The organism is Streptomyces sp. NPDC002573 (assembly GCF_042889625.1).
GTDB classification, from domain to species: domain Bacteria; phylum Actinomycetota; class Actinomycetes; order Streptomycetales; family Streptomycetaceae; genus Streptomyces; species Streptomyces gibsoniae.
Window position 1 is genome coordinate 121,842 of the sequence record NZ_JBIARC010000002.1, and the last position, 24,892, is coordinate 146,733.

The following is a 24,892-nucleotide window of genomic DNA, read 5'->3' on the forward strand; positions in this document are numbered from 1 at the left end:
CACCGATGACCACACAGACCACCGCACCCGACACCCCGAGCACCCCTGCCGCAGGCGCCCCGTCCGGTCTCATCGGCATCCCGCCGCACATCGGCCGCGCCCTCGCCACCGCCGGCGGCGTCCTCACCATCATCTCCACCTTCCTCTCCTGGACCTGGACCGCCGACTTCCCCGGCGACCTCACCGTCTACGGCTACCCGGGCGGCCTGCAGGTCCTCGTCCTCATCGGCGGCGTCCTCACCACCCTGTTCGCTCTCGCCTCCTACGGCGTCAAGGGACTTGGCTGGCTCATCCCCGCCGGCGCCGACGGGGCCCTCAAGTTCGCCGCCCTCACCACCTTCGCCACCGCCTGGTACACGGTCCTGGCGATCAGCGTCGAACTCGGCGGAGTCGTCAACCTCGAACCCGGCGGCTACCTCGTGGCCGTCACCAGCCTCGCCGCCCTGATCGGCGCCCTGGCCCTGCCCTTCCAGCGGCCCGTGCCCGAGCCCGTCGACCCCGACGAGACGTCCGGGGAACGCTTCCGGCGCAAGGCCGCCCACCAGTGGGAGACGGTCAAGGCCTCCTTCGCCTCGGGCACCCCGCGTCCCCTCGGCAAGCTGCCCGCGTACGCCGAGATCCTGATCATCGTCGGGATCCTGGCCCTGGGCCTGATCGTCTTCACCTACGGCATCGGCACCGAGTACGACGAACTCTTCATCGGCTTCCTGCTCACCGCCGGCTTCGGCTTCGCCGCCCTCAACAAGGCCGGCCTGATCAGCCAGGCCTCCCAGCTCACCGCCCGCCACCAGAACATCACCGTCTGCGGGGCGTTCGTCGCGGCGGCGCTGTTCCCCTTCACCCAGACCGACGACCAGTACGCGACCATCGGCGTCTACATCCTCATCTTCGCCACCGTCGCCCTCGGACTGAACATCGTCGTCGGCCTCGCCGGCCTCCTCGACCTCGGTTACGTCGCCTTCCTCGGTGTCGGCGCCTACGCCGCAGCCCTGGTCTCCGGCTCCCCCAACTCTCCCTTCCACGTCCACTTCCCGTTCTGGGCCGCCGTCCTCATCGGCGCCGCCGCCTCCCTGGTGTTCGGCGTCCTCATCGGCGCCCCCACGCTGCGCCTGCGCGGCGACTACCTCGCCATCGTCACCCTCGGCTTCGGTGAGATCTTCCGGATCACGGCGAACAACCTGGACGGCACCTCCGGCCCGGACGTCACCAACGGCTCCAACGGCATCGCGTCGATCCCGAACCTCGACATCCTCGGCTTCGACTTCGGCGCCCAGCACGACGTCGCCGGGTTCACCATCGGCCGCTTCGCCAACTACTTCTTCCTGATGCTGATCATCACCGCCGTCGTCGTGCTCGTCTTCCGGCGCAGCGGCAACTCCCGCATCGGCCGGGCCTGGGTCGCCATCCGCGAGGACGAGACCGCCGCCCTCGCCATGGGCATCAACGGCTTCCGGGTCAAGCTGATCGCCTTCGCCGTCGGCGCCTCCCTCGCCGGTCTCGCCGGCACCGTGCAGGCGCACGTCACCTACACGGTCACCCCCGAGCAGTACCTCTTCGCCGGTCCCATCCCGCCCAACTCGGCCTTCCTGCTCGCCGCGGTCGTCCTCGGCGGCATGGGCACCATCAGCGGACCCCTCATCGGCGCCGCACTGCTCTTCCTCATCCCCAACAAGCTCCAGTTCCTCGGCGACTACCAGCTCTTCGCCTTCGGTGTCGCACTCATCCTGCTGATGCGCTTCCGTCCGGAGGGCCTCATCCCCAACCGGCGCCGCCAGCTGGAGTTCCACGAAGAGGCGGAAGCGCCCACAGTCCTCAGCACGACAGGGGCCTGACCACCATGACCACCGACACCACCACCCAGGACAGCACCCCGGGCGCCACCGCCCCCGGCGAGGTCGTGCTCGACGCACGCGGCGTCACCATGCGCTTCGGTGGCCTCACCGCCGTGCGCGGCGTCGACCTCACCGTCAACAGCGGCGAGATCGTCGGCCTCATCGGCCCCAACGGCGCCGGCAAGACCACCTTCTTCAACTGCCTGACGGGCCTCTACGTCCCCACCGAGGGCGAGGTCCGCTACAAGGGCAACGTCCTGCCGCCCAAGTCCTTCAAGGTCACCGCCGCAGGCATCGCCCGCACCTTCCAGAACATCCGTCTCTTCTCCAACATGACGGTCCTGGAGAACGTGCTGGTCGGCCGGCACACCCGCACCAAAGAGGGCTTCTGGTCCGCCGTGCTGCGCGGCCCCGGCTTCCACCGGGCGGAGGCCGCCTCCCGCGAACGCGCCATGGAACTCCTGGAGTTCGTCGGCCTCGCCGACAAGGCCGAACACCTCGCCCGCAACCTCCCCTACGGCGAACAGCGCAAGCTCGAGATCGCCCGCGCCCTCGCCAGCGAACCGGGCCTGCTGCTCCTCGACGAGCCCACCGCCGGCATGAACCCGCAGGAGACCCGGGCCACCGAGGAACTCGTCTTCGCGATCCGCGAGAAGGGCATCGCCGTCCTCGTCATCGAGCACGACATGCGCTTCATCTTCAACCTCTGCGACCGCGTCGCCGTCCTCGTCCAGGGCGAGAAGCTCGTCGAGGGCGACAGCGCGACCGTCCAGGGCGACGAGCGCGTCATCGCCGCCTACCTCGGCGAACCCTTCGAGGACGCCCCCGGCGACGAGGAGATCGCCGAGGTGGAGGCCGCCGAGGCGCAGGCCGAGGCCCAGACGGACGCCGCGCCCGGCAAGGAGAACGACCGATGACCGCACTGCTCGAAGTCGAGGACCTCCGGGTCGCCTACGGCAAGATCGAAGCCGTCAAGGGCATCTCCTTCAAGGTCGACGCCGGCGAGGTCGTCACCCTCATCGGCACCAACGGCGCCGGCAAGACCACCACCCTGCGCACGCTCTCCGGGCTCCTCAAGCCGGTCGGCGGCCGGATCAGGTTCAACGGCAGATCGCTCAAGAAGGTCCCCGCCCACCAGGTGGTCTCCCTGGGGCTCGCCCACTCCCCCGAGGGGCGGCACATCTTCCCCCGGATGACCATCGAGGACAATCTGCGGCTCGGGGCGTTCCTGCGCAGCGACAAGCCGGGCATCGAGAAGGACATCCAGCGGGCCTACGACCTCTTCCCCATCCTCGGGGAACGCAGGAAGCAGGCCGCGGGCACCCTCTCCGGCGGCGAGCAGCAGATGCTCGCGATGGGCCGGGCACTGATGTCCCAGCCGAAGCTGCTCATGCTCGACGAACCGTCGATGGGTCTCTCCCCCATCATGATGCAGAAGATCATGGCGACCATCGCCGAGCTGAAGTCCCAGGGCACGACGATCCTCCTGGTCGAGCAGAACGCCCAGGCGGCGCTGTCGCTCGCGGACCACGGTCATGTCATGGAGGTCGGGAACATCGTGCTCTCCGGCACCGGGCAGGACCTGCTGCACGACGAGTCGGTGCGCAAGGCGTACCTCGGCGAGGACTGACCGCAGGCCCGGACCGACACGGCGAGGCCCGCACCCCCTGGGCAGGGGGTGCGGGCCTCGCCGTGTGCCGTACGCGCTGTTCAGCCCTTGGAGGACTTCTTCTCCTCGGCGTCCTGGATGACGGCCTCGGCGACCTGCTGCATCGACATCCGGCGGTCCATGGAGGTCTTCTGGATCCAGCGGAAGGCGGCGGGCTCGGTCAGCCCGTACTCCGTCTGGAGGATCGACTTCGCGCGGTCCACCAGCTTGCGGGTCTCCAGCCGCTGCGTGAGGTCCGCGACCTCCTTCTCCAGCGTCTTCAGCTCGTTGAACCGCGAGACGGCCATCTCGATCGCCGGCACGACGTCGCTCTTGCTGAACGGCTTCACCAGGTACGCCATGGCACCGGCGTCGCGCGCGCGCTCGACGAGGTCGCGCTGCGAGAAGGCGGTCAGCATCAGCACCGGCGCGATGCGCTCCTCGGCGATCTTCTCGGCCGCCGAGATGCCGTCGAGCTTCGGCATCTTGACGTCGAGGATCACCAGGTCGGGCCGGTGCTCACGGGCCAGCTCCACGGCCTGCTCGCCGTCACCGGCCTCCCCGACGACGTTGTAGCCCTCTTCCTCGAGCATCTCTTTGAGGTCGAGCCGGATGAGCGCCTCGTCCTCCGCGATGACGACACGGGTCGTCAGCGGGGGCACGTGCGACTTGTCGTCGTCGGCAACGGGCTGGGGCGACTCGGGGGCGGTCACTCGGGCTCCTCGTACAGGCTGGGCAGGTGGTGCTGCTTATGCAGCCTACCCAGAGGCGCCGGACGATGATGACCCGGTACACTCTCGGAGGTGCCCGGCCGGGTTGGTGGAACGGCATACACGGAGGTCTCAAACACCTCTGCCCGTGAGGGCTTGCGGGTTCGAATCCCGCACCCGGCACAGTCATCGAAGCGGAGGCTCACGATTCTCGTGAACCTCCGCTTTTTTCTGCGCGTGGTCACGAGCGGTGACGCAGGGTGGCCGCATGGAGCACAGTCCTTCGATCCGCGCACAGGCGGTCGCGCTCATGCGCCAGGGAGTCCCGAACCGCGTGGTCGCGGAGCAGCTGAATCTCCCGCGCGGGACCGTCGGCTGGTGGCGCAGCGAAGACCGCAGAACACGCGGTGAGTCCTACGAACGGCCCATGGACTGCCCCGCTGCACAGGCCGGGACGTCGACCGCCCGGCCTACGCCTGTCTGCTCGGCCTCTACCTCGGCGACGGTCACATCATCGCGAAGTCCGGGCAGCACCATCTGTCCGTCTTCTGCAACGCGGCCCAGACAGGACTGATCGCGGCGGCCGAGGAGGCGATGCGCCGGGTGATGCCCCTGCCGAGGACCAGCCGGCATCGCAAACCGGGCTGTGTCGAGGTCAAGTCGTACACCGGCCAATGGACTTGTCTGTTTCCCCAGCACGGCCCCGGCAAGAAGCACGAGCGCCGGATCGCCCTCGAGCCCCGGCAGCAGGAGATCGTCGACGCTCATCCGTGGGAGTTCCTCCGCGGCCTCATCCACTCCGACGGCTGCCGCACCACCAACCGGACCACTCGGCTCGTCGGCGGTGAGCGCAGGCACTACGAGTATCCGCGGTACTTCTTCACCGACGTCTCCGACGACATCCGCCGGCTCTGCACGGACACCCTCGACCGGCTCGGTGTCGAGTGGACGCACTGCACCCGCGGCGGAAATCCGTACAACCTCTCCGTCGCCCGCAAGGCCTCCGTCGCCCTCCTCGACGCCCACGTCGGCCCCAAGTACTGACGACATGCGAAAAGAGCCCCGCCGAAAGAGGGGCCCTTTGTGTTCGCAGCGACTACTTCGGGCTGTCGTCCTCGCCGATGTGGTGGACCCGGACCATGTTCGTCGAGCCCGACACCCCGGGCGGGGAGCCCGCCGTGATCACCACGACGTCGCCCCGCCGGCAGCGGCCGTACTTCAGCAGCAGTTCGTCGACCTGCTCGACCATCGCGTCCGTCGAGTCGACGTGCGGTCCCAGGAAGGTCTCCACACCCCAGGTGAGGTTCAGCTGGGAGTGCGTGGCCGGCTCGGGGGTGAAGGCGAGGAGCGGGATCGGGGAGCGGTAGCGGGACAGCCGACGGGCGGTGTCGCCCGACTGGGTGAAGGCGACCAGGAACTTCGCCCCGAGGAAGTCGCCGATCTCCGCCGCGGCGCGGGCGACGGCGCCGCCCTGGGTGCGCGGCTTGCTGTTCTCGGTCAGCGGCGGCAGACCCTTGGCGAGGATGTCCTCCTCGGCCGCCTCGACGATGCGGGCCATCGTCCGGACCGTCTCGATGGGGTGGTTGCCGACGCTGGTCTCGCCGGAGAGCATCACCGCGTCCGTGCCGTCGATGACGGCGTTCGCGACGTCCGAGGCCTCGGCGCGCGTGGGGCGAGAGTTCTCGATCATCGAGTCGAGCATCTGGGTGGCGACGATGACGGGCTTGGCGTTGCGCTTGGCGAGCTTGATCGCACGCTTCTGGACGATGGGCACCTGTTCGAGCGGCATCTCGACGCCCAGGTCGCCGCGGGCCACCATGATGCCGTCGAACGCCGCCACGATCTCGTCGATGTTCTCGACGGCCTGCGGCTTCTCCACCTTGGCGATGACGGGAAGGCGGCGGCCCTCCTCCTCCATGATGCGGTGGACGTCCTTGACGTCCCGGCCACTGCGGACGAAGGAGAGCGCGATGACGTCGCAGCCGGTGCGCAGGGCCCAGCGCAGGTCGTCCTCGTCCTTCTTGGAGAGCGCGGGGACGGAGACGGCGACGCCCGGCAGGTTCAGCCCCTTGTTGTCCGAGACCATGCCGCCCTCGACTACGGTCGTGTGGACCCGGGGGCCGTCGACGGAGGTGACCTCCAGGCACACCTTGCCGTCGTCGACGAGGACACGTTCACCGGGAGTGACGTCGGAGGCGAGACCGGCGTAGGTGGTTCCGCAGGTCTGGCGGTCTCCTTCGACGCCCTCCTCCACGGTGATGGTGAAGGTGTCCCCGCGTTCAAGGAGTACGGGTCCTTCGGCGAATCGACCGAGTCTGATCTTCGGGCCCTGAAGGTCGGCGAGGATTCCGACGCTACGGCCGGTTTCCTCGGAAGCCTTGCGTACGCGCTGGTAGCGCTCCTCGTGGTCGGCGTAACTGCCGTGGCTGAGGTTGAAGCGGGCGACGTCCATTCCGGCCTCGACCAGTGCCTTGATCTGGTCGTACGAGTCGGTGGCGGGCCCCAATGTACAAACGATCTTCGCTCGGCGCATGCTTTGAGCGTATGCCTTACCGGTGGGTAGAGAATTCGTTCGGCGTGACTACTCAACAACCTTTACGTGAAGCCTTATTGACAAGTGTTGAATTGTGCGGTGCCGCGCTCCGATGAGCATCCCGGAGCGAAATTCGGATCGTTTTCCCTCGCGCCTCGCATTTTCACTGATCCCCGTGATGCCGGGTGGCTACAGCCGCGGTGGTGCCATCGTGAATCGTGCGTCGATCCGGGCGTGGACATGTTGCCGCCGGGGCTCGAGGGCGAGGGCTGCGGGCCCGTCCGCGAGATCCGTGCCGTCGAGGGCCGTCCGGCGCGCGGACCGGGCCGCGAAGGCGGGCCGTTCGGCGTTGTCCGCGCCGATGTCGGCGAGCTCGACGAGGGCCGTGAGGGTGGTGCCGAGGGCGTCGGCGTATTCGCGGGCGCGTCGCATCGCGTCGTGCACGGCTTGCCGGCGGGCTTCGCCGTGGGCGGGTGAGTCGGGGTCGAGGTCCCACGAGGGGCCGTCCACCTGGGTGAGTTCGAGGACGGCCAGACGGGTGGTCAGTTCGCCGAGTGCCGTGAAGTCGGTCAGCTCGGCGGTGATGTGGACGCGGCCGTGGTAGGCGTGGACGCGTTCGCCGTGACCGCCTTCCGTCAGTTCGGGGCTGAGGGTGAAGTGCCCGGTCTCCAGCCGCCGGACGGCGTCCGCGTAGGTGCGGACGAGATCGAGGACCGTGGTGTTGCGAAGGGTGAGGTCGTCGAGGGTGGCGTGGCGGTCGGTGCCGCGCGCGCCGACGGTGATGCCGAGGCGGGCGACATCGGGGGCGACCTCGAGGTGGGCCTCTCCGCGGACGGCGAGACGGGGGGCGTCCGGGGTGCCGTAGGGGACGGGGGCCGGCCGGGGTTCCACGGGGGTGGAGGTCATGCGCTCCACTCTGTCATCGGCGGCCTGACGTGGCGCCATGTATCTGTCACCGGATCGAAACCTCCGGGGTCTGTTTCGGCTGGCCATGAACGGGTCAACATCTACGCGCGTCGTTGACCAGGTGCTGAGGAGTACAAGAGATGCCGTTGAACCGTCGGAAGTTCCTGAAGAGATCCGCTGTGACCGGGGCGGGGGTGGCACTGGCCGGCGCCGCGGCGGCTCCGGCGGCCCAGGCGTCGTCCGCGGCCTCGGCGAAGAAGGGCCCGAAGCGGTACGCGCTGACGGTGATGGGGACGACGGATCTGCACGGTCACGTCTTCAACTGGGACTACTTCAAGGACGCGGAGTACACGGACAGCGCCCGCAACGCGATGGGCCTGGCCCGGATCTCCACCCTGGTGAACCAGGTCAGGAAGGAGAAGGGACACTGCAACACACTGCTGCTGGACGCGGGCGACACGATCCAGGGCACTCCACTGACGTACTACTACGCGAAGGTCGACCCGATCACGGCCAAGGGCGGCCCGGTGCACCCGATGGCGCAGGCGATGAACGCGGTCGGGTACGACGCGGCGGCGCTCGGGAACCACGAGTTCAACTACGGCATCGAGACGCTGCGGAAGTTCGAGTCGCAGTGTCACTTCCCGCTGCTCGGCGCGAACGCGCTGGACGCGAAGACGCAGCGCCCGGCGTTCCCGCCGTACTTCATCAAGCGGTTCAAGGTGCCGGGCGCCCCGCCGGTGAAGGTCGCGGTCCTCGGTCTGACCAACCCGGGCATCGCGATCTGGGACAAGGCGTATGTGCAGGGGAAGCTGACCTTTCCGGGGCTGGAGGAGCAGGCGGCGAAGTGGGTGCCGAAGCTCCGGTCGATGGGCGCGGACGTGGTGGTGGTCTCGGCGCACTCCGGCGCCTCCGGGACGTCGTCGTACGGTGACCAGCTGCCGTACGTCGAGAACGCGGCCGCCGATGTGGCCCGGCGGGTGCCGGGCATCGACGCGATCCTCGTGGGCCACGCGCACGTGGAGATCCCGGAGTCGAAGGTCACCAACGAGCACACGGGGAGGACGGTCGTGCTGTCCGAGCCGCTGTGCTACGGGGAGCGGCTCACCCTCTTCGACATCGAGCTGGCCTTCGAGAAGGGCAGGTGGCAGGTCGAGTCCGTCGCCGCCTCCCTGCGCAACGCCAACACGGTCGCCGACGACCCGAAGATCACCAGACTGCTGTCCGACGAGCACGCGGTCGTGGTGAAGTACGTCAACCAGGTGGTCGGCCGGGCGACGGACACGCTGACGACGGTGGAGGCCCGGTACAAGGACGCCCCGATCATCGACCTGATCACCAAGGTGCAGGAGGACGTCGTCAAGGCGGCGCTGGCGGGCACGGAGTACGCGTCGCTGCCGGTGATCGCGCAGGCGTCGCCGTTCTCGCGCACCTCGGAGATCCCGGCGGGCGAGGTGACGATCCGGGATCTGTCGAGCCTGTACGTGTACGACAACACGCTGGTGGCGAAGCTGATGACGGGTGCGCAGATCCGGGCGTACCTGGAGTACTCGGCGGAGTACTTCGCGCAGACGGCCGCGGGTGCGGCGGTCGACGTGGAGAAGCTGACCAACGCGAACGGCCGCCCGGACTACAACTATGACTATGTGTCGGGGCTGCGCTACGACATCGACATCGCGCAGGCGGCGGGTTCCCGGATCAAGAACCTGACCTACGCCGGTGCCCCGCTGGACGACGCGCGGCAGTTCGTGCTCGCGGTGAACAACTACCGTGCCAACGGCGGCGGCGCCTTCCCGTATGTGGCCTCGGCCAAGGAGCTGTGGTCCGAGTCGACCGAGATCCGCACCCGGATCGCGGAGTGGGTGACCGCGAAGGGTGTGCTGGACCCGAAGGACTTCGCGGCGGCGGACTGGAAGCTCACGCGCGACGGCACGCCGGTGTTCTGAGGCTTCGGGACTGCTCGGGCCCTGGGAACGGGACCGATCGGCGGCGTCGGCGCGGTGGTCGCGTCGGCGCCGTCGGCGTCAGGGGGCGGACCGTGTTCCCTGGCTGCTCCGGCTTACCTCCCGTCTACCGCCCTTCGGCGACCGGGGCGAGGCCCCGGGCCGCCGGGAGGGACGGCCTCGGGACGGATTGCCGGAGTCCGAAGGTGGTGAAGGCGGTGCGCCGGGGCAGCGGGTAGGGCTCCTTGCCGGTGAGGGAGTTGAGGATGGTGGCGCTGCGCCAGGCCGCGAGGCCGAGGTCCGGGGTGCCGACGCCATGGGTGTGGAGTTCGGCGTTCTGGACGTAGAGGCGGCCGGTGACCGAGGGGTCGAGGACCATGCGGAACTGGTCGTCGATATGGGGCCGTTCGCTGCTGTCGCGGCACAGGTGCGGGGCGAGTCCGGCGAGGATGCGGTCCATGGGGCGTGCGCGGTAGCCCGTGGCGAGGACGACGGCGTCGGTGGTGAGGCGGAAGCGGGCGCCCTGCTGGGGGTGTTCCAGGTGGAGTTCGATCGTGCCGGTGGGGTGGCGTTCCGCGGTGCGGACGTGGACGCCGGGGGTGAGGACGGCGTCGGGCCAGCCGCCGTGCAGGGTGCGGCGGTACAGCTCGTCGTGGATGGCGGCGCTGGTGCCGGCGTCGATGCCCTTGTGCAGCTGCCACTGGGTGGAGACGAGGTGGTCGCGCACGGGTTCGGCGAGGGCGTGGAAGTAGCGCGTGTAGTCGGGCGTGAAGTGTTCCAGGCCCAGCTTGGAATACTCCATGGGGGCGAACGCCTCGGTGCGGGCGAGCCAGTGGATCCGCTCGCACCCGACGGGGCGGTGGCGCAGCAGGTCGAGGAAGACCTCGGCGCCGGACTGGCCCGCGCCGACGACGGTGATGTGCCCGGCGGTGAGGAACCGCTCGCGGTGGCGCAGGTAGTCGGCGGCGTGGATGACGGACACACCGGGTGCGTCGACGAGGGGGCTCAGCGGCTCGGGGACGTGCGGTTCGGTGCCGACGCCCAGGACGACGGCGCGCGCCCGGGTGCGGCCGCGGGCCTCGTCCCCGCCGTCCGGGCCGAGGCGGGTGAAGTCGATCTCGAAGAGCTCGTACTCCGGGTCCCAGCGGACGCTGTCGACGCGGTGGCCGAAGTGGAGTCCGGGGAGGTGGCCGGCGACCCAGCGGCAGTAGGCGTCGTACTCGGCGCGCTGGATGTGGAAGCGCTCGGCGAAGTAGAAGGGGAAGAGGCGGTCCAGGCTCTTGAGGTAGTTGAGGAAGGACCAGGGGCTGGTGGGGTCGGCGAGGGTCACCAGGTCGGCGAGGAAGGGGACCTGGAGGGTGGCGCCGTCGATGAGGAGGCCGGGGTGCCAGTCGAAGCCGGGGCGCTGCTCGTAGAAGGCGGTGTCGAGTTCGGTGAGGGGGTGGGCGAGGGCGGCGAGGGAGAGGTTGAACGGGCCGATGCCGATGCCGACCAGGTCGCGGGGGGCCTGGGGGTCGTGGTGCGGGAGGTGGGTCATCGGGGCGTGCTTCCTTCCACCAGGTTCAGGAGCGCGGCCAGGTCGCCGGGCCGGGTGTGGGGGTTGAGGAGGGTGGCCTTGAGCCAGAGGCGGCCGTCGAGCCGGGCGCGGCCGAGGACCGCGCGGCCGTTGTGGAGGAGGGCGCGGCGGACGGTGGCGACGGTGTCGTCGGGGGCTCCGGCGGGCCGGAACAGGACGGTGCTGATGGTGGGCGGGGCGTACAGCTCGAGGGTGGGGTGTGCCGAGATGAGCTGTGCGAGGTCCTGTGCGCGGGCGCAGACGTGGTCGACGAGGGCGCCGAGTCCGCTGCGGCCGAGGGTCTTGAGGGTGACGGCGATCTTGAGGATGTCGGGGCGCCGGGTGGTGCGCAGGGAGCGTCCCAGGAGGTCGGGCAGGCCGGCCTCGGTGTCGTCGTCGGCGTTGAGGTAGTCCGCGCGGTGGCGCAGGGCCCGCAGGTCGTGCGGGTCGTGTACGGCGAGGAGGCCGGCGGCGACCGGCTGCCAGCCGAGTTTGTGCAGGTCGAGGGTGACCGTGTGGGCGCGGTCCAGGCCGGCGAGCTTCGGGCGGTGGTGGTCGCTGAAGAGGAGTCCGCCCCCGTACGCGGCGTCGATGTGAAGGCGGGCGCCGTGAGCGGCGCACACGTCGGCGAGGGCGGGCAGCGGGTCGATGAGTCCGGCGTCGGTGGTGCCCGCGGTGGCGGCCACGAGGACGGGTCCGCGCGGGTGGGGCAGGCCGGTGAGGGCCGCGGCGAGGGCGGTGGGGTCGAGGGTGCCGCGCGGGGTGGGGACGACGACGGGTTCGGGCAGGCCGAGGAGCCAGGCGGCGCGGGCCAGGGAGTGGTGGGCGGCTGATCCGCAGACGAGCCGGACCCTGCCGTGGGCTTCGCGGGCCAGGAGGAGGGCGAGTTGGTTGGACTCGGTGCCGCCGGTGGTGACGAGGGCGGTGGCCGCGCCGGCCTCCCGGGCGAGGGCCGCGGTGACCAGGGACTCCAGTTCGGATGCCGCCGGGGCCTGGTCCCAGGAGTCGAGGGAGGGGTTGAGGGCGGAGGCGGCGAGGTCGGCGGCGGTGGCGACGGCGAGGGGCGGGCAGTGCAGATGGGCGGCGCAGCGGGGGTCGGCGGGGTCGGCGGCGCCCTCGGCGAAGGTGCGTACGAGGGTGTGGACGGCGTCCGGGTCGCCCTTGTCCGGGAGTACGTCGCCGACGGCGTCGCGGACCCGTGCGGCGACCGCCGCGGGACCGCCCGCGGGCAGCGGCCCGCCGCGCAGCCGTACGCCTTCACGGAGGGCGTCGAGGACGGTGGCGAGCAACGGCCCGAGGGCGCTGGGGCCTTCGGGGCCTGAGGCGAGGGGTGGCAAGCTCATGGGACGTCCTCCGGGCATGGGGCGGGGGGAATCAGGCCTGCATGCATGGGAGTTCACCCGCTCACAGAGGACAACGATCCGACCGGGAGGGGGTATCGCCGTGGGCAGGAAACGCCGGGGTGAGGGGCCGCGGGGTGGTGCCGGGTGTGGCGCGAGGCGGGAACGCTCGGGCCGGCACCCGGTGAGGGGTGCCGGCCGGCCGACGCGGACTATGCCTCGCGGACGCGCAACGCGCGAACCAGGTCGTCGAGTTCGTCGACTAGCCTGCGGTGCAGGGACGGGACGAGGTCCTTCTTGCGCAGGCACTTCTCGCCTCGGCGGAGGGTGTCCGTGTCGATGGCGTAGCGGGGGAAGGCCCAGCGGCCCGCGGCGGCGGCGATCGCGGGGCCGCGGCGGGCGGCGAGGGCGGGTACGTCGGCCCAGTAGCGGTCGACGTACTCGGCGACGAGATCGGCCTGTTCGGGCTGCCAGAAGCCCCTTGCGGTGGCCGTGAAGAGGTAGTTGGACAGATCCCTCTGCTCGTCGGTGGTGAACATCGCCTCCCAGGCGCGCCGCTTGGCCTCGGGGTCGGGCAGGGCGGCGCGGCAGTGGGCGGCCCCTTCCTGGCCGGTGGCGCTGGGGTCGCGCTCCAGTTCGCCGTCGATGGTGGCCTCGTCGACGGCGCCGAGGACGGCGAGTCGGCCGAGGATGCGCCAGCGCAGCTCCGGGTCGAGCTCGGGTCCGCCGGGCACCGTGCCGTCGGCGAGCCAGGCGGCGATGGTGTCGGGGTGGGCGGCGGCGTCGATGAAGTGGCGTACGGCGATCAGCCGCAGCCCGGGGTGGGAGCCGTCCTCGGTGCGGCGGATGAGGTCGCGGCACAGGCGGGCGAGGGCGGCGAGGGCGGCGGGCCGCTCCTCGGGGGACAGATAGCGGTCGACGACCTGGGCGGAGGCGAAGGCGAGGACTCCTTCGGCGAGGGCCAGGTCGCTCTCCTGCGGCAGGTGCGTGCAGGCGGTCTCCAGGTAGGCGGCGGCGGGGAGGCGGCCGTCGCGTACGGCGTCACGCAGGGCGTTCCACACGACGGCGCGGCTGAGCGGCTCGGGCAGGCCCGACAGGGCGCTCTGCACGGCCTTGAAGGAGTCGGGGTCGAAGCGGACCTTGGCGTAGCTGAGGTCGCTGTCGTTGAGCAGGAGCAGGGCGGGGCGCTTGCCGAGGGGCTGCGGTGCCGTCTGCGGGATGTCCAGCTCGATGCGTTCGCGCAGGGTGAGGGCCCCGTCGTCGGCGAGGTCCTGGTCGTAGAGGCCGACGGCGATGCGGTGGGGGCGGCTGCCGTCGCGGTCGACGGTGAGGGAGCAGGTGCCGTCGTCGGCCTGGGTGAGCTGCGGGGTGAGGGTGTCGACGCCGGTGGTGCGCAGCCAGGACTCGGCCCAGGCGTGCACGTCCCGTTCGGTGGCGGCGGCCAGGGAGTCGACGAAGTCGGCGAGGGTGGCGTTACCGAAGCGGTGGCGGGTGAAGTGGGTGTTGATGCCGGCGAGGAAGTCCTTCTCGCCGAGCCAGGCCACCAGTTGCCGCAGCGCGGAGGCGCCCTTGGCGTAGGAGATGCCGTCGAAGTTGAGGAGCGCGGAGGCGGTGTCGTCGACCGCGTCGGGGGCCACCGGGTGGGTGGAGGGGCGCTGGTCGGCCTCGTATCCCCAGGCCTTGCGGGCGACGCCGAAGTCGGTCCAGGTGTCGGTGAAGCGGGTGGCTTCGGTGAGGGTCTGGTAGCCCATGTACTCGGCGAAGGACTCGTTCAGCCAGATGTCGTCCCACCAGCGCAGGGTGACCAGGTCGCCGAACCACATGTGGGCCATCTCGTGGGCGATGACCATGGCGCGGGTCTGGCGCTGGGCGTCGGTGACGGCGGAGCGGTAGACGAACTCGTCGCGGAAGGTGACGAGGCCGGGGTTCTCCATGGCTCCGGCGTTGAACTCGGGGACGAACGCCTGGTCGTAGGAGTCGAAGGGGTAGGGCTCCTCGAACTTCTCGTGGTAGCGGTCGAAGCACTGGCGGGTTATGTCCAGGAGCTCGTCGGCGTCGGCGTCGAGGTACGGGGCGAGGGAGCGGCGGCAGTGGATGCCGAAGGGCAGTCCGCGGTGCTCGGTGCGCACGGAGTGCCAGGGGCCGGCGGCGACGGCGACGAGGTAGGTGGAGATGAGGGGGGTCTCGGCGGCGCGCCAGATGCCGTCGCCCTCGTGTGCGGTGATGCCGTTGGCCAGGACGCTCCAGCCTTCGGGTGCCTTGACGGTCAGGTCGAAGATGGCCTTGAGGTCGGGCTGGTCGAAGGCGGCGAAGACGCGCTGGATGTCGTCCAGGAACAGCTGGGTGTAGGTGTAGGTCGCGCCGTCGGTGGGGTCGGTGAAGCGGTGCATGCCCTCGCCGGTGTGCGAGTAGCGCATGGCGGTGTCGATGCGCAGCTCGTGCTCGCCCGGGGTGAGGCCCGTGAGCGGCAGCCGGTTCTCGACGAGGGTGTCCGGGTCGAGGGGGTGTCCGTCCAGTGTGGCGGAGCGCAGCTCGGCGGGCTTGAGCTCGACGAAGGTGTCCGCGGCCGGCCCGTCGCCGCGCACCGTGAAGCCAATGGCGGTACGGGAGTCGAAGGTCTCGTCGCCGCAGGTCAGATCGAGTTCGATCGCGTAACGGTGGACGTCGAGGAGCCGGGCACGGGTCTGCGCTTCGTCGCGCGTCAGTACGGACATGAGGGACATGCTGCCTGATGCCGCCGACAGCGCACAGAGGCGGTCCGGTACGCGTTCTTTGTTCGCCCCTTACGCCACCTGCTCGCGTCCCTCGTACGGCGCGCACGCCCTCTCGCGGTGCCGCGCGCCGCGCGTCACCTATGTGTGCCTCTTGTGGGGCGCCGGGGAACTCTCGGGGGCCGGGGAACTCTCGGGGGCCGGGTCGGCCGGGGCGTCCTCGCGCTGCCCGGCACATGTGCGTCCGGGTGGGGAAGGGCGCGGCCGGGGGGCGCGCCGGGTGACTTGAGCCGGTCGCGCAGGGCGCGCACCTCCTGTTCGAGGGCCTGGGAGCGCTGATGGGCGTCGTAGAGGTAGCGGACCTTGGTGCGCAGGGTCCAGGGGTCGACGGGTTTCAGCAGCAGGTCGGCGACGCCGAGGCCGAAGGCCGCGGAGGTGAGTTCGGCGTCGGCGCCGAAGCCGGTGAGCAGGATGACCGGAATGTGCTGGGTCTGCTCGACGCGCCGCATGTACCGCACCACGTCGAGTCCGCTCACCCTGGGCATGCGCACATCGAGGAGGAGTAGGCCCACCTGGCCGCGCAGGACCTCCTTGAGCGCATCGTCGCCGCTGGTCGCGCGGGTCAGCCGGTAGCCCAGCGGGGCCAGTGCGCTCTCCAGGGCGTAGAGCGTGCCCTCGTGGTCGTCGACGATGAGAATCCTCGCATCAGACGGCATGGCCCGACGTCCCCTCGTTTGGGCGGAACCAGCTTATGCCCGAACCGTCCTACCGCGTGTTCCTTTGACCTGACAAAGTGTCACTCGGCCGAACGGGCGAGCGGTCCCCGTGGCAAGGCGTCGTCGGGGCCCCGTGATCACATCCCCGGTGTGTCGGCGGTGGACGTGGCGTCGTCGGCGATGCGCTCGTGGTGGCGGATGACCTCCGCAATGATGAAGTTGAGCAGCTTCTCGGCGAAGGCGGGGTCGAGCTTGGCGCTCTCGGCGAGCCGGCGGAGCCGGTCGATCTGGGCGGCCTCACGCGCCGGGTCGGCGGGCGGCAGGTGGTGCGCGGCCTTGAGGTGGCCGACCTGCTGAGTGCACTTGAAGCGTTCGGCGAGCATATGGACGACGGCGGCGTCGATGTTGTCGATGCTGTCGCGAAGCCGGTCGAGTTCGGCACGGACGGCCGGGTCGACATCGCCGGTGGCGGTGTTGCGGGTGGTCATGGGCGTCCACCCTACGGGGCGCGCGGACGCTCTCCCATTCCTGTCCGGACCGCGGATCGCCTCCCGGGGACAGCCGGTACGCCGCCGCCCGGGCGTGCACCGGGGTCCACGCGCGCGTGGAAGCCGTCCGGAAGACGTCCGGGAGGCCTTCACGGCCGGGCGGGCGGCGGTCTCCGGGGAGGGCGCCCGCGGCACGGGGCGGACCGCGGGCGTCCTCGTCAGGGACTCTGCTGTGTCCTCTGCTGTGTCATATACCTGCCATCCATCAGAGGCCGGCGGCCGCCCGGGCTATGTCCGCCGCGAACGTCGAGACCTCGGTGTAGACGCCGGGGTAGCCGGCCCGGGCGCAGCCCTCGCCCCAGCTGACGATGCCGACCTGGAGGTACGCGCCCGTGGCGTCCTTGCGGAACATGGGCCCGCCGGAGTCGCCCTGGCAGGTGTCGACGCCGCCCTGCGGGAACCCGGCGCAGATCTCGTCGCCGGGCACCAGGTCGGTGCCGTACGCCCGCTGACAGGTGGCGTCGTCGACGAAGGGGACCTGCGCCTTGAGCAGATAGCGCTGCTGGCCGCCGCCCTCGCGCGCCGCGCCCCAGCCGACGACGGTGAAGTCGCCGTTGTTGTACGCGGCGCCGGTGGCGATCGGCAGCGTGGGCAGGTCGACGGCCCGGGCGAGCTTGATCAGCGCCCAGTCCCCGCCTTTGCCGTTGTAGCCCGGGGCCTGGAGCACCTTGGCCGACTTCACCTTGATCGCGCTGCTGCTCTGCAGGTCCACGACACCGGCGGTCGCGGTGATGGAGGTGTTGGTGCCGGATCCGTTCACGCAGTGCGCGGCGGTCAGGACGATGTTCTTGGTGTAGAGGGCCCCGCCGCAGCCCATGGAGAGCCGCACCATGAACGGGAACTCTCCCTGCGCGGCACGCGTCCCGCCGACGACGGGCCGGGGGGCGGCCTGCGCCGACAGAGGCTGGAGTGAGAGGGCGGCCAGCGCGACCGCGACGGCCGCCAGGGCTCTCTTGAGGACGCCGGTCTTCTTCAGAAGCTTCACCGTGCTTCCTTTCGTGGGGGGTTGATCGCCCGGCGGCAGCCCGCGACTGTCACTATTGACATGCTCCCACCAAGTCTTTACGGATTATTGAGAGAACCGGGCGGGGCGACAAGAACCGCTTCCGGCCAGCCCGCGGACGCCACGACGGCCGTCCGCGCGCGCACGCCCCGCCACCGACGGGAAGCGCGCATACAGTGGAGGCAGGGCCGGCGTCTTCAGGGGGTGTGGACGTGGCGAACGGCGGACCGGTGGAGCACGGCTATCCGCATCTGGACACGGTGCGGGCGGCCGTCACCGCGCTGTACAAACGACTCTCGTACGACACCGTCCGCTCCTTCGCGACCAGCGTGGCCCCGGCCGACGTGGCGTTCTCCGACCAGGACGACCTGCATCTGGGCGCGCAGCGCGTGGCGCACGAGATGGTGCGCCACTACGGGCTGCCGGACGCCCGGATCATCGTCAGCTTCCGCGAGATGACCCACGCGGCGAATGTCGAACTCGCCGCCGGCCCCGAGTACTTCGTGGAGCTGAACGACCGCTTCCGCACCCACCGCAGGGATATCGGCGCGGCCCTCGCGCACGAGGTGATGCACGTGTATCTGCACCGCCTCGACCTGTCCTTCCCCGGCACGCGCGACAACGAGATCCTCACCGACACGGCGGCGACCTACCTGGGCGCGGGCTGGCTGCTTCTCGACGCCTTCCGCGAGGACGGCGCGTCGTCGCAGAAGCTCGGTTATCTCACCCCGGAGGAGTTCGGCTACGTCCTCGCCAAGCGGGCGCTGCTGTTCGGCGAGGACCCCGCGATCTGGTTCACCAGCCCGCAGGCGTACGCGGCGTACACAAAGGGCCTGGCCCAGGCCCGCCGAGACGAGCAGCAGCCCCCGTTGACGGCGGCCGGCTGGGCGGGCCGCCGTCGCTATGCCAGGGACCGCCGGCACGCCCAGGACCACTCCGCGCCCGGCTCGCATCCGGGCGTGCCCTACTCGTTCACCTCGGCCGACCGCGGCCCGCTGGGCGTCTGCTTCCCCTGCCCGACCTGCCACCAGCGGATCAGGGTGCCCGTGCGGGGGCGGGTGCGGGCCCGCTGCGGGCTGTGCCGGACCGTGCTGGAGTGCGACACCTGACCTGAGGCCCGGCCGCCGCCGAAGGACACGGGGAAGCACCCCGACGGTGGCACAGAACACCCGAAATGCCTTTGCCCGCGGCCCCCTTTGCGAGCGAGGGTCGAGGCATGAACACGCACCAACCGCCGGGATTGTTCGCGGCGGTGTACGCAGGGGACGAGAACGCGGTCCTACGGCTGCTGCGCTCGGGCACCGATCCCGAGTCGGTGGACGCCGACGGCCAGACCGCCCTGTACCTGGCGGCGGTGAGCGACGCACCGGGCATCGTACGGCTGCTGCTGGCGGCGGGCGCCGACCCCGACCGCCTGAGCGCGGGTGCCGACGCGCCGCTGTGCGGGGCTGCCTGCGGGGGCCACTTCGAGGTCGTGCGGGCGCTGCTGGCGGGCGGGGCCGCGCCCGACCTGCGGGAGGAGTACGGGTTCCGGGCCCTGACCTGGGCGGTGCAGGGCGGACACATCGCGGTCGTACGGGAGCTGCTGGCGGCGGGCGCGGACCCGGACCTGCCCGGTCCCGGCGGCGACCCCCCGCTGGTGGCGGCCGCCCGGCGCGGCTCGCCCGGCTGTGTACGGGAGCTGCTGGCGCACGGGGCGCGGGCGCGGCGCGAGGCCCTGGCCGAGGCTCGGCGGTGGCTGACACTGGACGTCGAGACCGAGCTGCGCGCGGGCCTGGAGGCGGCGTACGGCCCTGGGTACGAGTACGTCACCAGCCGCAGGGAGGACGAGCCCGGCACGGTGACCGTGGAGGTGGCGCTCCTGCGCGACGGCCGGCCGGCGGCGGGCAACAACCGGCAGACGGGGCACCGCGCGATAGTGGCACTGCTGAAGAGGGATCCCGGCCCGCCCGAGGGGTAGCCGTTCCGGCCCTCCACCTCCTCCAATGGACCGCCTGGACAACTCCACTCCCCCCGTACGCAGCCCGGGGCAGCTCTACTCCGCCCCGTACACGGCCCCCGGGGGCTCCGCCCGTGCCAGCAGTCTCCGGGCCGTCTCCCCCGCCTCGGCCGGTGTGCGGCGCACCCCCGCGTCGGCCGTCGGGCCCGGCCGCCATCCCTCCATCACCGTGATCCGGCCCCCCTCGGCCTCGAAGACCCGGCCCGTGACACCGGCGCTCGCGGCGGAGCCGAGCCAGACGACCAGGGGCGAGACGTTCTCCGGGGCCATCGCGTCGAAGCCCGCGGCGGGGGCGCTCATCGTCTCGGCGAAGGTGTGCTCGGTCATCCTGGTCCGCGCGGCGGGCGCGAGGGCGTTGACCTGTACGCCGTAGCGTCCGAGTTCCGCCGCCGCGACCAGGGTCAGGGCGACGATCCCGGCCTTGGCGGCGCTGTAGTTGCCCTGCCCGGCCGAGCCCAGCAGCCCCGCGCCGCTGCTGGTGTTGACGACCCGGGCGCACGGCACACGCCCCGCCTTCGCCTCGGCCCGCCAGTGCGCCGCGGCGTGCCTCAGCGACAGGAAGTGGCCCTTGAGATGGACGCGCAGTACGGCGTCCCAGTCGTCCTCGTCGAGGTTCACCAGCATCCGGTCCCGGAGGAACCCGGCATTGTTGACGAGGGTGTCGAGGCGTCCGTACGCCTCCAGCGCGGCCGCCACCAGGGAGGCCGCCCCGGCGCCGGTCGCGATGTCGCCGCCGTGCGCGACCGCCTGGCCGCCGGCAGCGCGGATCTCCTCGACGACCCGCCCGGCCGGGCTGCCGGCACCGGGGGCGCCGTCGAGGCCGACTCCGAGGTCGTTGACGACGACTCTCGCGCCCTCGGCGGCGAACGCGAGGGCATGCGCACGGCCCAGACCACGGCCCGCCCCGGTGACGATCACCACCCGGCCGTCGGCGATACCCGTCACGTCGTGCCCCTGTTGACCGTCGCGGCGTCCAGGAACGCGGGCCGCTCCCCTCCCCCGTGCACGAGCAGGCTCGCGCCGGTGATGTACGCGGCGGTGTCCGAGGCGAGGAAGACGGCGGCCTCGCCGATGTCGGACGGCTCGGCCAGTCGTCCGAGCGGGACGGTCCGGGAGACGGCCGTGACACCGTCCTCGTCGCCGTAGTGGAGATGGGACAGTTCGGTGCGGACCATGCCTACGACGAGGGTGTTCACCCGTACCTGCGGCGCCCACTCAACGGCCATGGAGCGGGCCAGGCTCTCCAGGCCCGCCTTGGCCGCGCCGTACGCGGCGGTGCCCGGCGACGGACGGCCCCCGCTCACGCTGCCGATCATGACGATCGATCCCCGGGCACGCTCCAGGTGGGGGTACGCGGCGAGGGAGACGGTCAGCGGTGCGACGAGGTTGAGTTCGAGGACCCGGGCATGCCGTTCGGGTCCGACGTCGGTGAGGAACCGGTAGGGGGCGCCGCCCGCATTGTTGACCAGCACGTCGAGGCGGGGCAGCGCGTCGAAGAAGTCCAGTACGGCGGCCGGGTCGCGAACGTCCAGCCGGGCGAACCGGCTTCCCGGCAAGGGTGTTTCGGGTGGCCGACGGGCACACACCAGCACATCGGCACCGGCCGCGACGAACGACCGGGTGATCCCCGCCCCGACGCCACGCGTGCCGCCGGTGACGACGGCGACCCTGCCGCGCAGACTCGCGCCGGTCGCGCCGGTCGCACGAGCCGTACCGGCCATACCTGCCCTACCGGCTGTGCCGCCCGTGCCGTCCGAGTTGTCCACAGGGCCTCCCCGCGGGATCCGATGGCTGCTAGCTTCGAGGCACCTAACAAATGTTTGGTGGAAAGGTAGCTGATGCGCCCATGGGTGTCTCCACCTCGTACCCGGAAAAAGGGGTCGCCGTCGTCACGGTCGACTTCCCACCGGTGAACGCAGTGCCGGTGACCGGCTGGTTCTCCCTGGCCGACGCGACGCGGTCGGCGGGACGCGACCCACAGGTCCGCTGTGTCGTGCTGGCCGCGGAGGGCCGCGGTTTCAACGCGGGTGTGGACATCAAGGAGATACGGGCGAAGGGCGGCCCGGCGCTGGTCGGGGCCAACCGCGGATGCTCCGCGGCGTTCGCGGCGGTGTACGAGTGCGAGGTGCCGGTCGTGGCGGCCGTGCAGGGGTTCTGCCTGGGCGGCGGGATAGGTCTGGTGGGCAACGCGGACGCCGTCGTGGCGAGTGAGGACGCCGTCTTCGGGCTGCCCGAGCTGGAGCGCGGTGCGCTCGGCGCGGCTACGCATCTGGCCCGGCTGGTGCCCCCGCATCTGATGCGCACCCTGTACTACACCTCGCGCACGGCGACGGCGGCCGAGTTACGGGCGCACGGTTCGGTGTGGCGGGTCGTGCCACGGGACGGTCTGCGTGCCGCCGCGCTGGAACTGGCCCGTGAGATCGCCGCCAAGGACGGAGAGCTGCTGCGGCTCGCCAAGGAGGCCATCAACGGCATCGACCCGGTGGACGTGCGCCGCAGCTACCGCTTCGAGCAGGGCTTCACCTTCGAGGCACAGACCGGCGGCGTCGCCGACCGGATCCGGAACACCTTCGGGAAGGAGGGCACCTAGATGAGGGACAAGACGATGGCCGCGGACGAGGTCGTCTCCCGGCTGGAGAGCGGCATGACCCTGGGCATCGGCGGCTGGGGCTCGCGCCGCAAGCCGATGGCCCTGGTGCGGGCGCTGCTGCGCTCCCGGATCACCGATCTCACGGTCGTCTCCTACGGCGGCCCGGACGTCGGCATGCTCGCGGCGGCGGGACGGATCCGCAGACTGGTCGCCGCGTTCGTGACCCTCGACTCGATCCCGCTCGAACCGCACTACCGCGCGGCGCGTGAGGACGGCGCACTGGAGTTGGTGGAGGTCGACGAGGCGATGTTCATGTGGGGGCTGCGCGCGGCGGCGAACCGGCTGCCGTTCCTGCCGGTGCGGGCGGGCGTCGGCTCGGACGTGCTGCGGGTCAACCCCGGGATGCGGACGGTTACTTCGCCGTACGGCGACCGGTGGCCGTTCGGCGGGCAGCCGGTCGAGGGGTCCGGCGGATCGGGGCACGCCACCGGGGAGGCCGCTGGAGAGGTCACCGGCGCGGGCGTGCGGGAGCCGGGCGGCGGCGAGGAGTTCGTCGCCATGCCGGCGCTGCGACTGGATGCCGCCCTGGTCCATGTCAACCGCGCCGACCGGCTGGGCAACGGTCAGTATCTGGGCCCGGACCCGTACTTCGACGACCTGTTCTGCGAGGCGGCCGACGCGGCCTATGTCTCGTGCGAGCGGATCGTGGACACGGCGGAGCTGACGAAGGAGGCCGCACCGCAGACCCTGTTGATCAAACGGCACACCGTGACCGGAGTGGTGGAAACCCCCCATGGCGCGCACTTCACGTCCTGCGCGCCCGACCACGAGCGGGACGAGACCTTCCAGCGGCACTACGCGACCACCGCATGGCCCGAGTTCGCCGGCCGGTTCCTCACCGGCGACGAGCACGCCTACCAGTCGGCGGTACGGGCCTGGCACCGGGAGCGGTCATGAGCGCGGTCACCCGCGCCGAGTACTGCGTCATCGCCTGCGCCGAGGCCTGGCGCGGTGCGGGCGAGATCCTCGCGAGCCCGATGGGTGCCGTCCCCTCCGTCGGGGCGCGGCTCGCCCGGGGCACCTTCTCGCCGGAGCTGCTGCTCACCGACGGGGAGGCCATGCTCGTGGACGCCGACGGGACGGTGGAGGGCTGGCTGCCCTACCGCCAGCATCTGGCGCTGGTCACCGGCGGCCGGCGCCATGTGATGATGGGCGCCGCCCAGATCGACCGCTTCGGAAACCAGAACATCTCCTGCATCGGGGACTGGGCGCGGCCTCGGCGACAGCTGCTGGGGATGCGCGGGGCACCGGTCAACACCCTCAACAACCCCACGAGTTACTGGATACCGAGGCACTCCCGCCGGGTGTTCGTGGAGCGGGTCGATCTGGTCTGCGGGGTGGGGTACGACCGCGCGGCCCGCCATCCCGCCACGGCCCGCTTCCATGACATCCGGCGTGTGGTCTCCGACCTCGGCGTCTTCGACTTCGCCACCGCGGACCGCTCGATGCGGCTGGCCTCGCTGCACCCGGGGGTGACGGTGGAGGAGGTACGGGCGGCGACGGAATTCGAGCTGACGGTGCCGGACGAGGTACCGCGCACACGGGAACCGACGGCCGAGGAACTGCGGTTGATTCGTGAGGTGATCGATCCGGAGGGGATACGGGAGCGGGAGGTCCCGGACCGTGTCGCCGAGGGCGGGGGGCGCTGATGGACACGGCGCTCACCCGGCTGGTCGGGGTGCGGCATCCGGTGGTCCAGACGGGGATGGGCTGGGTGGCGGGGCCACGCCTGGTCTCCGCGACGGCGAACGCGGGGGCGCTGGGGATCCTGGCCTCCGCGACCATGACGGCCGACCGGCTGCGGGAGGCGATACGGGAGGTGAGGGCGCGGACGGAGGCGCCGTTCGGGGTGAATCTGCGCGCGGACGCCGGGGACGCGGGCGACCGGGTGCGGATCCTCGTCGAGGAGGGCGTGCGGGTGGCGTCCTTCGCACTGGCGCCGTCCCGTGAGCTGATCGCCGAGTTGAAGGCGGCGGGGGTGGTCGTGATCCCGTCGGTGGGCGCGCGGCGGCATGCGGAGAAGGTGGCTGCCTGGGGTGCGGACGCGGTCGTCGTACAGGGCGGCGAGGGCGGCGGTCACACCGGCGAGGTGGCGACGAGCGTGCTGCTGCCGCAGGTGGTGGACGCCGTGGACATCCCGGTGGTGGCGGCGGGCGGCTTCCATGACGGGCGGGGCCTGGTCGCGGCGCTGGCGTACGGGGCGGTGGGGGTCGCGATGGGCACGCGGTTCCTGCTGACCTCGGACTCGACGGTCCCGGACGCGGTGAAGGCGCGGTATCTGGCGGCGGCGGTGCAGGACGTCACGGTGACGAGGGCCGTGGACGGTCTGCCGCACCGGATGCTCCGCACCCCGCTCGTCGAGTCGCTGGAGCGCGCGGGCCGGGCCCGGGCGCTGGTACAGGCGGTGTGCCGGGCGGCGGGCTTCCGGAAGGTGTCGGGACTGACCTGGACCGACATGGTCGGCGACGGCCTCGCTCTGAGACACGGCAGGCATCTGGCCTGGAGTCAGATCCTGCTGGCCGCGAACACACCCATGTTGCTGAAGGCCGCGATGGTGGACGGGCGGACGGACCTGGGAGTGATGGCGTCGGGGCAGGTCGCCGGGGTGATCGACGATCTGCCGTCGTGCGCTGAACTGGTGGACCGGATCATGAGGGAGGCGGAGGGGGTTCTGAAGACCTTGGCGCGGGGCAACGACCCCGGCCGCTGACGGCCCGTGCACCGGGGAGGGAGATGGGGGTTGGGGGCGGGAGGGGGGAGGGGGGAGGGAGGGGGGCCGGGGGCGGGGCGGGGGTTAC

21 protein-coding genes, 1 tRNA gene and 1 pseudogene are annotated in these 24,892 nt (G+C 71.3%); 12 read left to right on the forward strand and 11 right to left on the reverse strand.

The window, feature by feature from the left end; genetic code table 11:
* Nucleotides 1-5: 5 nt before the first annotated feature.
* From ACFYX0_RS02690 to ACFYX0_RS02700, 3 genes are read left to right on the forward strand one after another with little or no spacing between them, the layout of a single operon-like run.
* A complete protein-coding gene (locus ACFYX0_RS02690; RefSeq protein ID WP_388965547.1) occupies nt 6-1,832 on the forward strand; it encodes a branched-chain amino acid ABC transporter permease in 1,827 nt (608 codons plus the stop codon).
* Between the two features lie 5 nt (nt 1,833-1,837).
* A complete protein-coding gene (locus ACFYX0_RS02695) occupies nt 1,838-2,749 on the forward strand; it encodes an ABC transporter ATP-binding protein (protein ID WP_355903722.1) in 912 nt (303 codons plus the stop codon).
* Nucleotides 2,746-3,462 carry an ABC transporter ATP-binding protein gene (locus ACFYX0_RS02700; RefSeq protein ID WP_355903725.1) on the forward strand — a complete coding sequence of 239 codons (717 nt, stop codon included), beginning with the start codon at nt 2,746-2,748 and terminating at the stop codon, nt 3,460-3,462. The genes ACFYX0_RS02695 and ACFYX0_RS02700 overlap by 4 nt, the downstream gene beginning before the upstream one ends.
* Before the next feature lie 80 nt (nt 3,463-3,542).
* Here the strand turns inward: ACFYX0_RS02700 and ACFYX0_RS02705 are convergent, their stop codons facing one another.
* Nucleotides 3,543-4,193 (reverse strand): response regulator, encoded by a 651-nt coding sequence (locus ACFYX0_RS02705; RefSeq protein ID WP_311697048.1) that lies wholly within the window; start codon nt 4,191-4,193, stop codon nt 3,543-3,545.
* Between the two features lie 97 nt (nt 4,194-4,290).
* On the opposite strand from ACFYX0_RS02705, the gene ACFYX0_RS02710 reads away from it, so the two are divergent.
* Nucleotides 4,291-4,373, forward strand: a tRNA-Leu gene (locus ACFYX0_RS02710).
* 127 nt (nt 4,374-4,500) lie between these two features.
* Nucleotides 4,501-5,234 (forward strand): annotated as a pseudogene (locus ACFYX0_RS02715) (helix-turn-helix domain-containing protein).
* 52 nt (nt 5,235-5,286) lie between these two features.
* On the opposite strand, the gene pyk reads toward ACFYX0_RS02715, so the two are convergent.
* Both pyk and ACFYX0_RS02725 read right to left on the reverse strand, forming a co-directional pair.
* A complete protein-coding gene (gene pyk, locus ACFYX0_RS02720; protein WP_311697046.1) occupies nt 5,287-6,723 on the reverse strand; it encodes a pyruvate kinase in 1,437 nt (478 codons plus the stop codon).
* 189 nt (nt 6,724-6,912) lie between these two features.
* A complete protein-coding gene (locus ACFYX0_RS02725) occupies nt 6,913-7,629 on the reverse strand; it encodes an SIMPL domain-containing protein (protein ID WP_388965549.1) in 717 nt (238 codons plus the stop codon).
* Between the two features lie 140 nt (nt 7,630-7,769).
* Here ACFYX0_RS02725 and ACFYX0_RS02730 point away from each other — a divergent pair, with 140 nt between their 5' ends.
* Nucleotides 7,770-9,575, forward strand: coding sequence for a bifunctional metallophosphatase/5'-nucleotidase (locus ACFYX0_RS02730; RefSeq protein ID WP_388965551.1), 1,806 nt, complete (start codon nt 7,770-7,772; stop codon nt 9,573-9,575).
* Between the two features lie 124 nt (nt 9,576-9,699).
* Here ACFYX0_RS02730 and ACFYX0_RS02735 read toward each other — a convergent pair whose 3' ends face one another.
* The 6 genes from ACFYX0_RS02735 to ACFYX0_RS02760 form a co-directional block, all read right to left on the reverse strand.
* Nucleotides 9,700-11,109, reverse strand: a complete 1,410-nt coding sequence (locus tag ACFYX0_RS02735; protein ID WP_355903735.1) for a SidA/IucD/PvdA family monooxygenase — start codon at nt 11,107-11,109, stop codon at nt 9,700-9,702.
* Nucleotides 11,106-12,470: a pyridoxal phosphate-dependent decarboxylase family protein gene (locus ACFYX0_RS02740; protein WP_388965554.1), complete on the reverse strand. Its 1,365-nt coding sequence runs from the start codon at nt 12,468-12,470 to the stop codon at nt 11,106-11,108. Before ACFYX0_RS02740 ends, ACFYX0_RS02735 begins: the two co-directional genes overlap by 4 nt.
* Before the next feature lie 209 nt (nt 12,471-12,679).
* Complete coding sequence (gene pepN, locus ACFYX0_RS02745) at nt 12,680-15,190, reverse strand: aminopeptidase N (RefSeq protein ID WP_388965556.1); 2,511 nt, start codon at nt 15,188-15,190, stop codon at nt 12,680-12,682.
* A 125-nt stretch (nt 15,191-15,315) separates the two neighbouring features.
* Nucleotides 15,316-15,894, reverse strand: a complete 579-nt coding sequence (locus tag ACFYX0_RS02750; protein WP_388965559.1) for a two-component system response regulator — start codon at nt 15,892-15,894, stop codon at nt 15,316-15,318.
* A 137-nt stretch (nt 15,895-16,031) separates the two neighbouring features.
* Nucleotides 16,032-16,382: a chorismate mutase gene (locus tag ACFYX0_RS02755; RefSeq protein ID WP_355903745.1), complete on the reverse strand. Its 351-nt coding sequence runs from the start codon at nt 16,380-16,382 to the stop codon at nt 16,032-16,034.
* Between the two features lie 265 nt (nt 16,383-16,647).
* A complete protein-coding gene (locus tag ACFYX0_RS02760; RefSeq protein ID WP_388965562.1) occupies nt 16,648-17,427 on the reverse strand; it encodes a S1 family peptidase in 780 nt (259 codons plus the stop codon).
* Between the two features lie 230 nt (nt 17,428-17,657).
* Here ACFYX0_RS02760 and ACFYX0_RS02765 point away from each other — a divergent pair, with 230 nt between their 5' ends.
* On the forward strand, nt 17,658-18,554 hold the full coding sequence (locus ACFYX0_RS02765; RefSeq protein WP_388965564.1) for a hypothetical protein: 897 nt from the start codon (nt 17,658-17,660) through the stop codon (nt 18,552-18,554).
* A gap of 107 nt (nt 18,555-18,661) precedes the next feature.
* Nucleotides 18,662-19,405, forward strand: a complete 744-nt coding sequence (locus ACFYX0_RS02770; protein ID WP_388965566.1) for an ankyrin repeat domain-containing protein — start codon at nt 18,662-18,664, stop codon at nt 19,403-19,405.
* Nucleotides 19,406-19,480: 75 nt separating this feature from the next.
* On the opposite strand, the gene ACFYX0_RS02775 is transcribed toward ACFYX0_RS02770, so the two are convergent.
* On the reverse strand, nt 19,481-20,389 hold the full coding sequence (locus ACFYX0_RS02775; RefSeq protein WP_388965569.1) for an SDR family oxidoreductase: 909 nt from the start codon (nt 20,387-20,389) through the stop codon (nt 19,481-19,483).
* The gene (locus ACFYX0_RS02780; protein ID WP_388965926.1) at nt 20,386-21,165 is read right to left on the reverse strand and encodes an SDR family oxidoreductase; all 780 of its coding nucleotides are present in this window, start codon (nt 21,163-21,165) and stop codon (nt 20,386-20,388) included. The genes ACFYX0_RS02775 and ACFYX0_RS02780 overlap by 4 nt, the downstream gene beginning before the upstream one ends.
* A 125-nt stretch (nt 21,166-21,290) precedes the next feature.
* On the opposite strand from ACFYX0_RS02780, the gene ACFYX0_RS02785 reads away from it, so the two are divergent.
* From ACFYX0_RS02785 to ACFYX0_RS02800, 4 genes are read left to right on the forward strand one after another with little or no spacing between them, the layout of a single operon-like run.
* Entirely contained in the window at nt 21,291-22,034 is a 744-nt protein-coding gene (locus tag ACFYX0_RS02785; protein ID WP_355903759.1) for an enoyl-CoA hydratase family protein, read from the forward strand.
* Nucleotides 22,035-22,991, forward strand: coding sequence for a CoA transferase subunit A (locus tag ACFYX0_RS02790; protein ID WP_388965572.1), 957 nt, complete (start codon nt 22,035-22,037; stop codon nt 22,989-22,991).
* Entirely contained in the window at nt 22,988-23,743 is a 756-nt protein-coding gene (locus tag ACFYX0_RS02795; RefSeq protein ID WP_388965575.1) for a CoA-transferase subunit beta, read from the forward strand. The genes ACFYX0_RS02790 and ACFYX0_RS02795 overlap by 4 nt, the downstream gene beginning before the upstream one ends.
* Nucleotides 23,743-24,804, forward strand: coding sequence for an NAD(P)H-dependent flavin oxidoreductase (locus ACFYX0_RS02800; protein WP_388965578.1), 1,062 nt, complete (start codon nt 23,743-23,745; stop codon nt 24,802-24,804). The genes ACFYX0_RS02795 and ACFYX0_RS02800 overlap by 1 nt, the downstream gene beginning before the upstream one ends.
* The last annotated feature ends 88 nt before the right edge of the window (nt 24,805-24,892 follow it).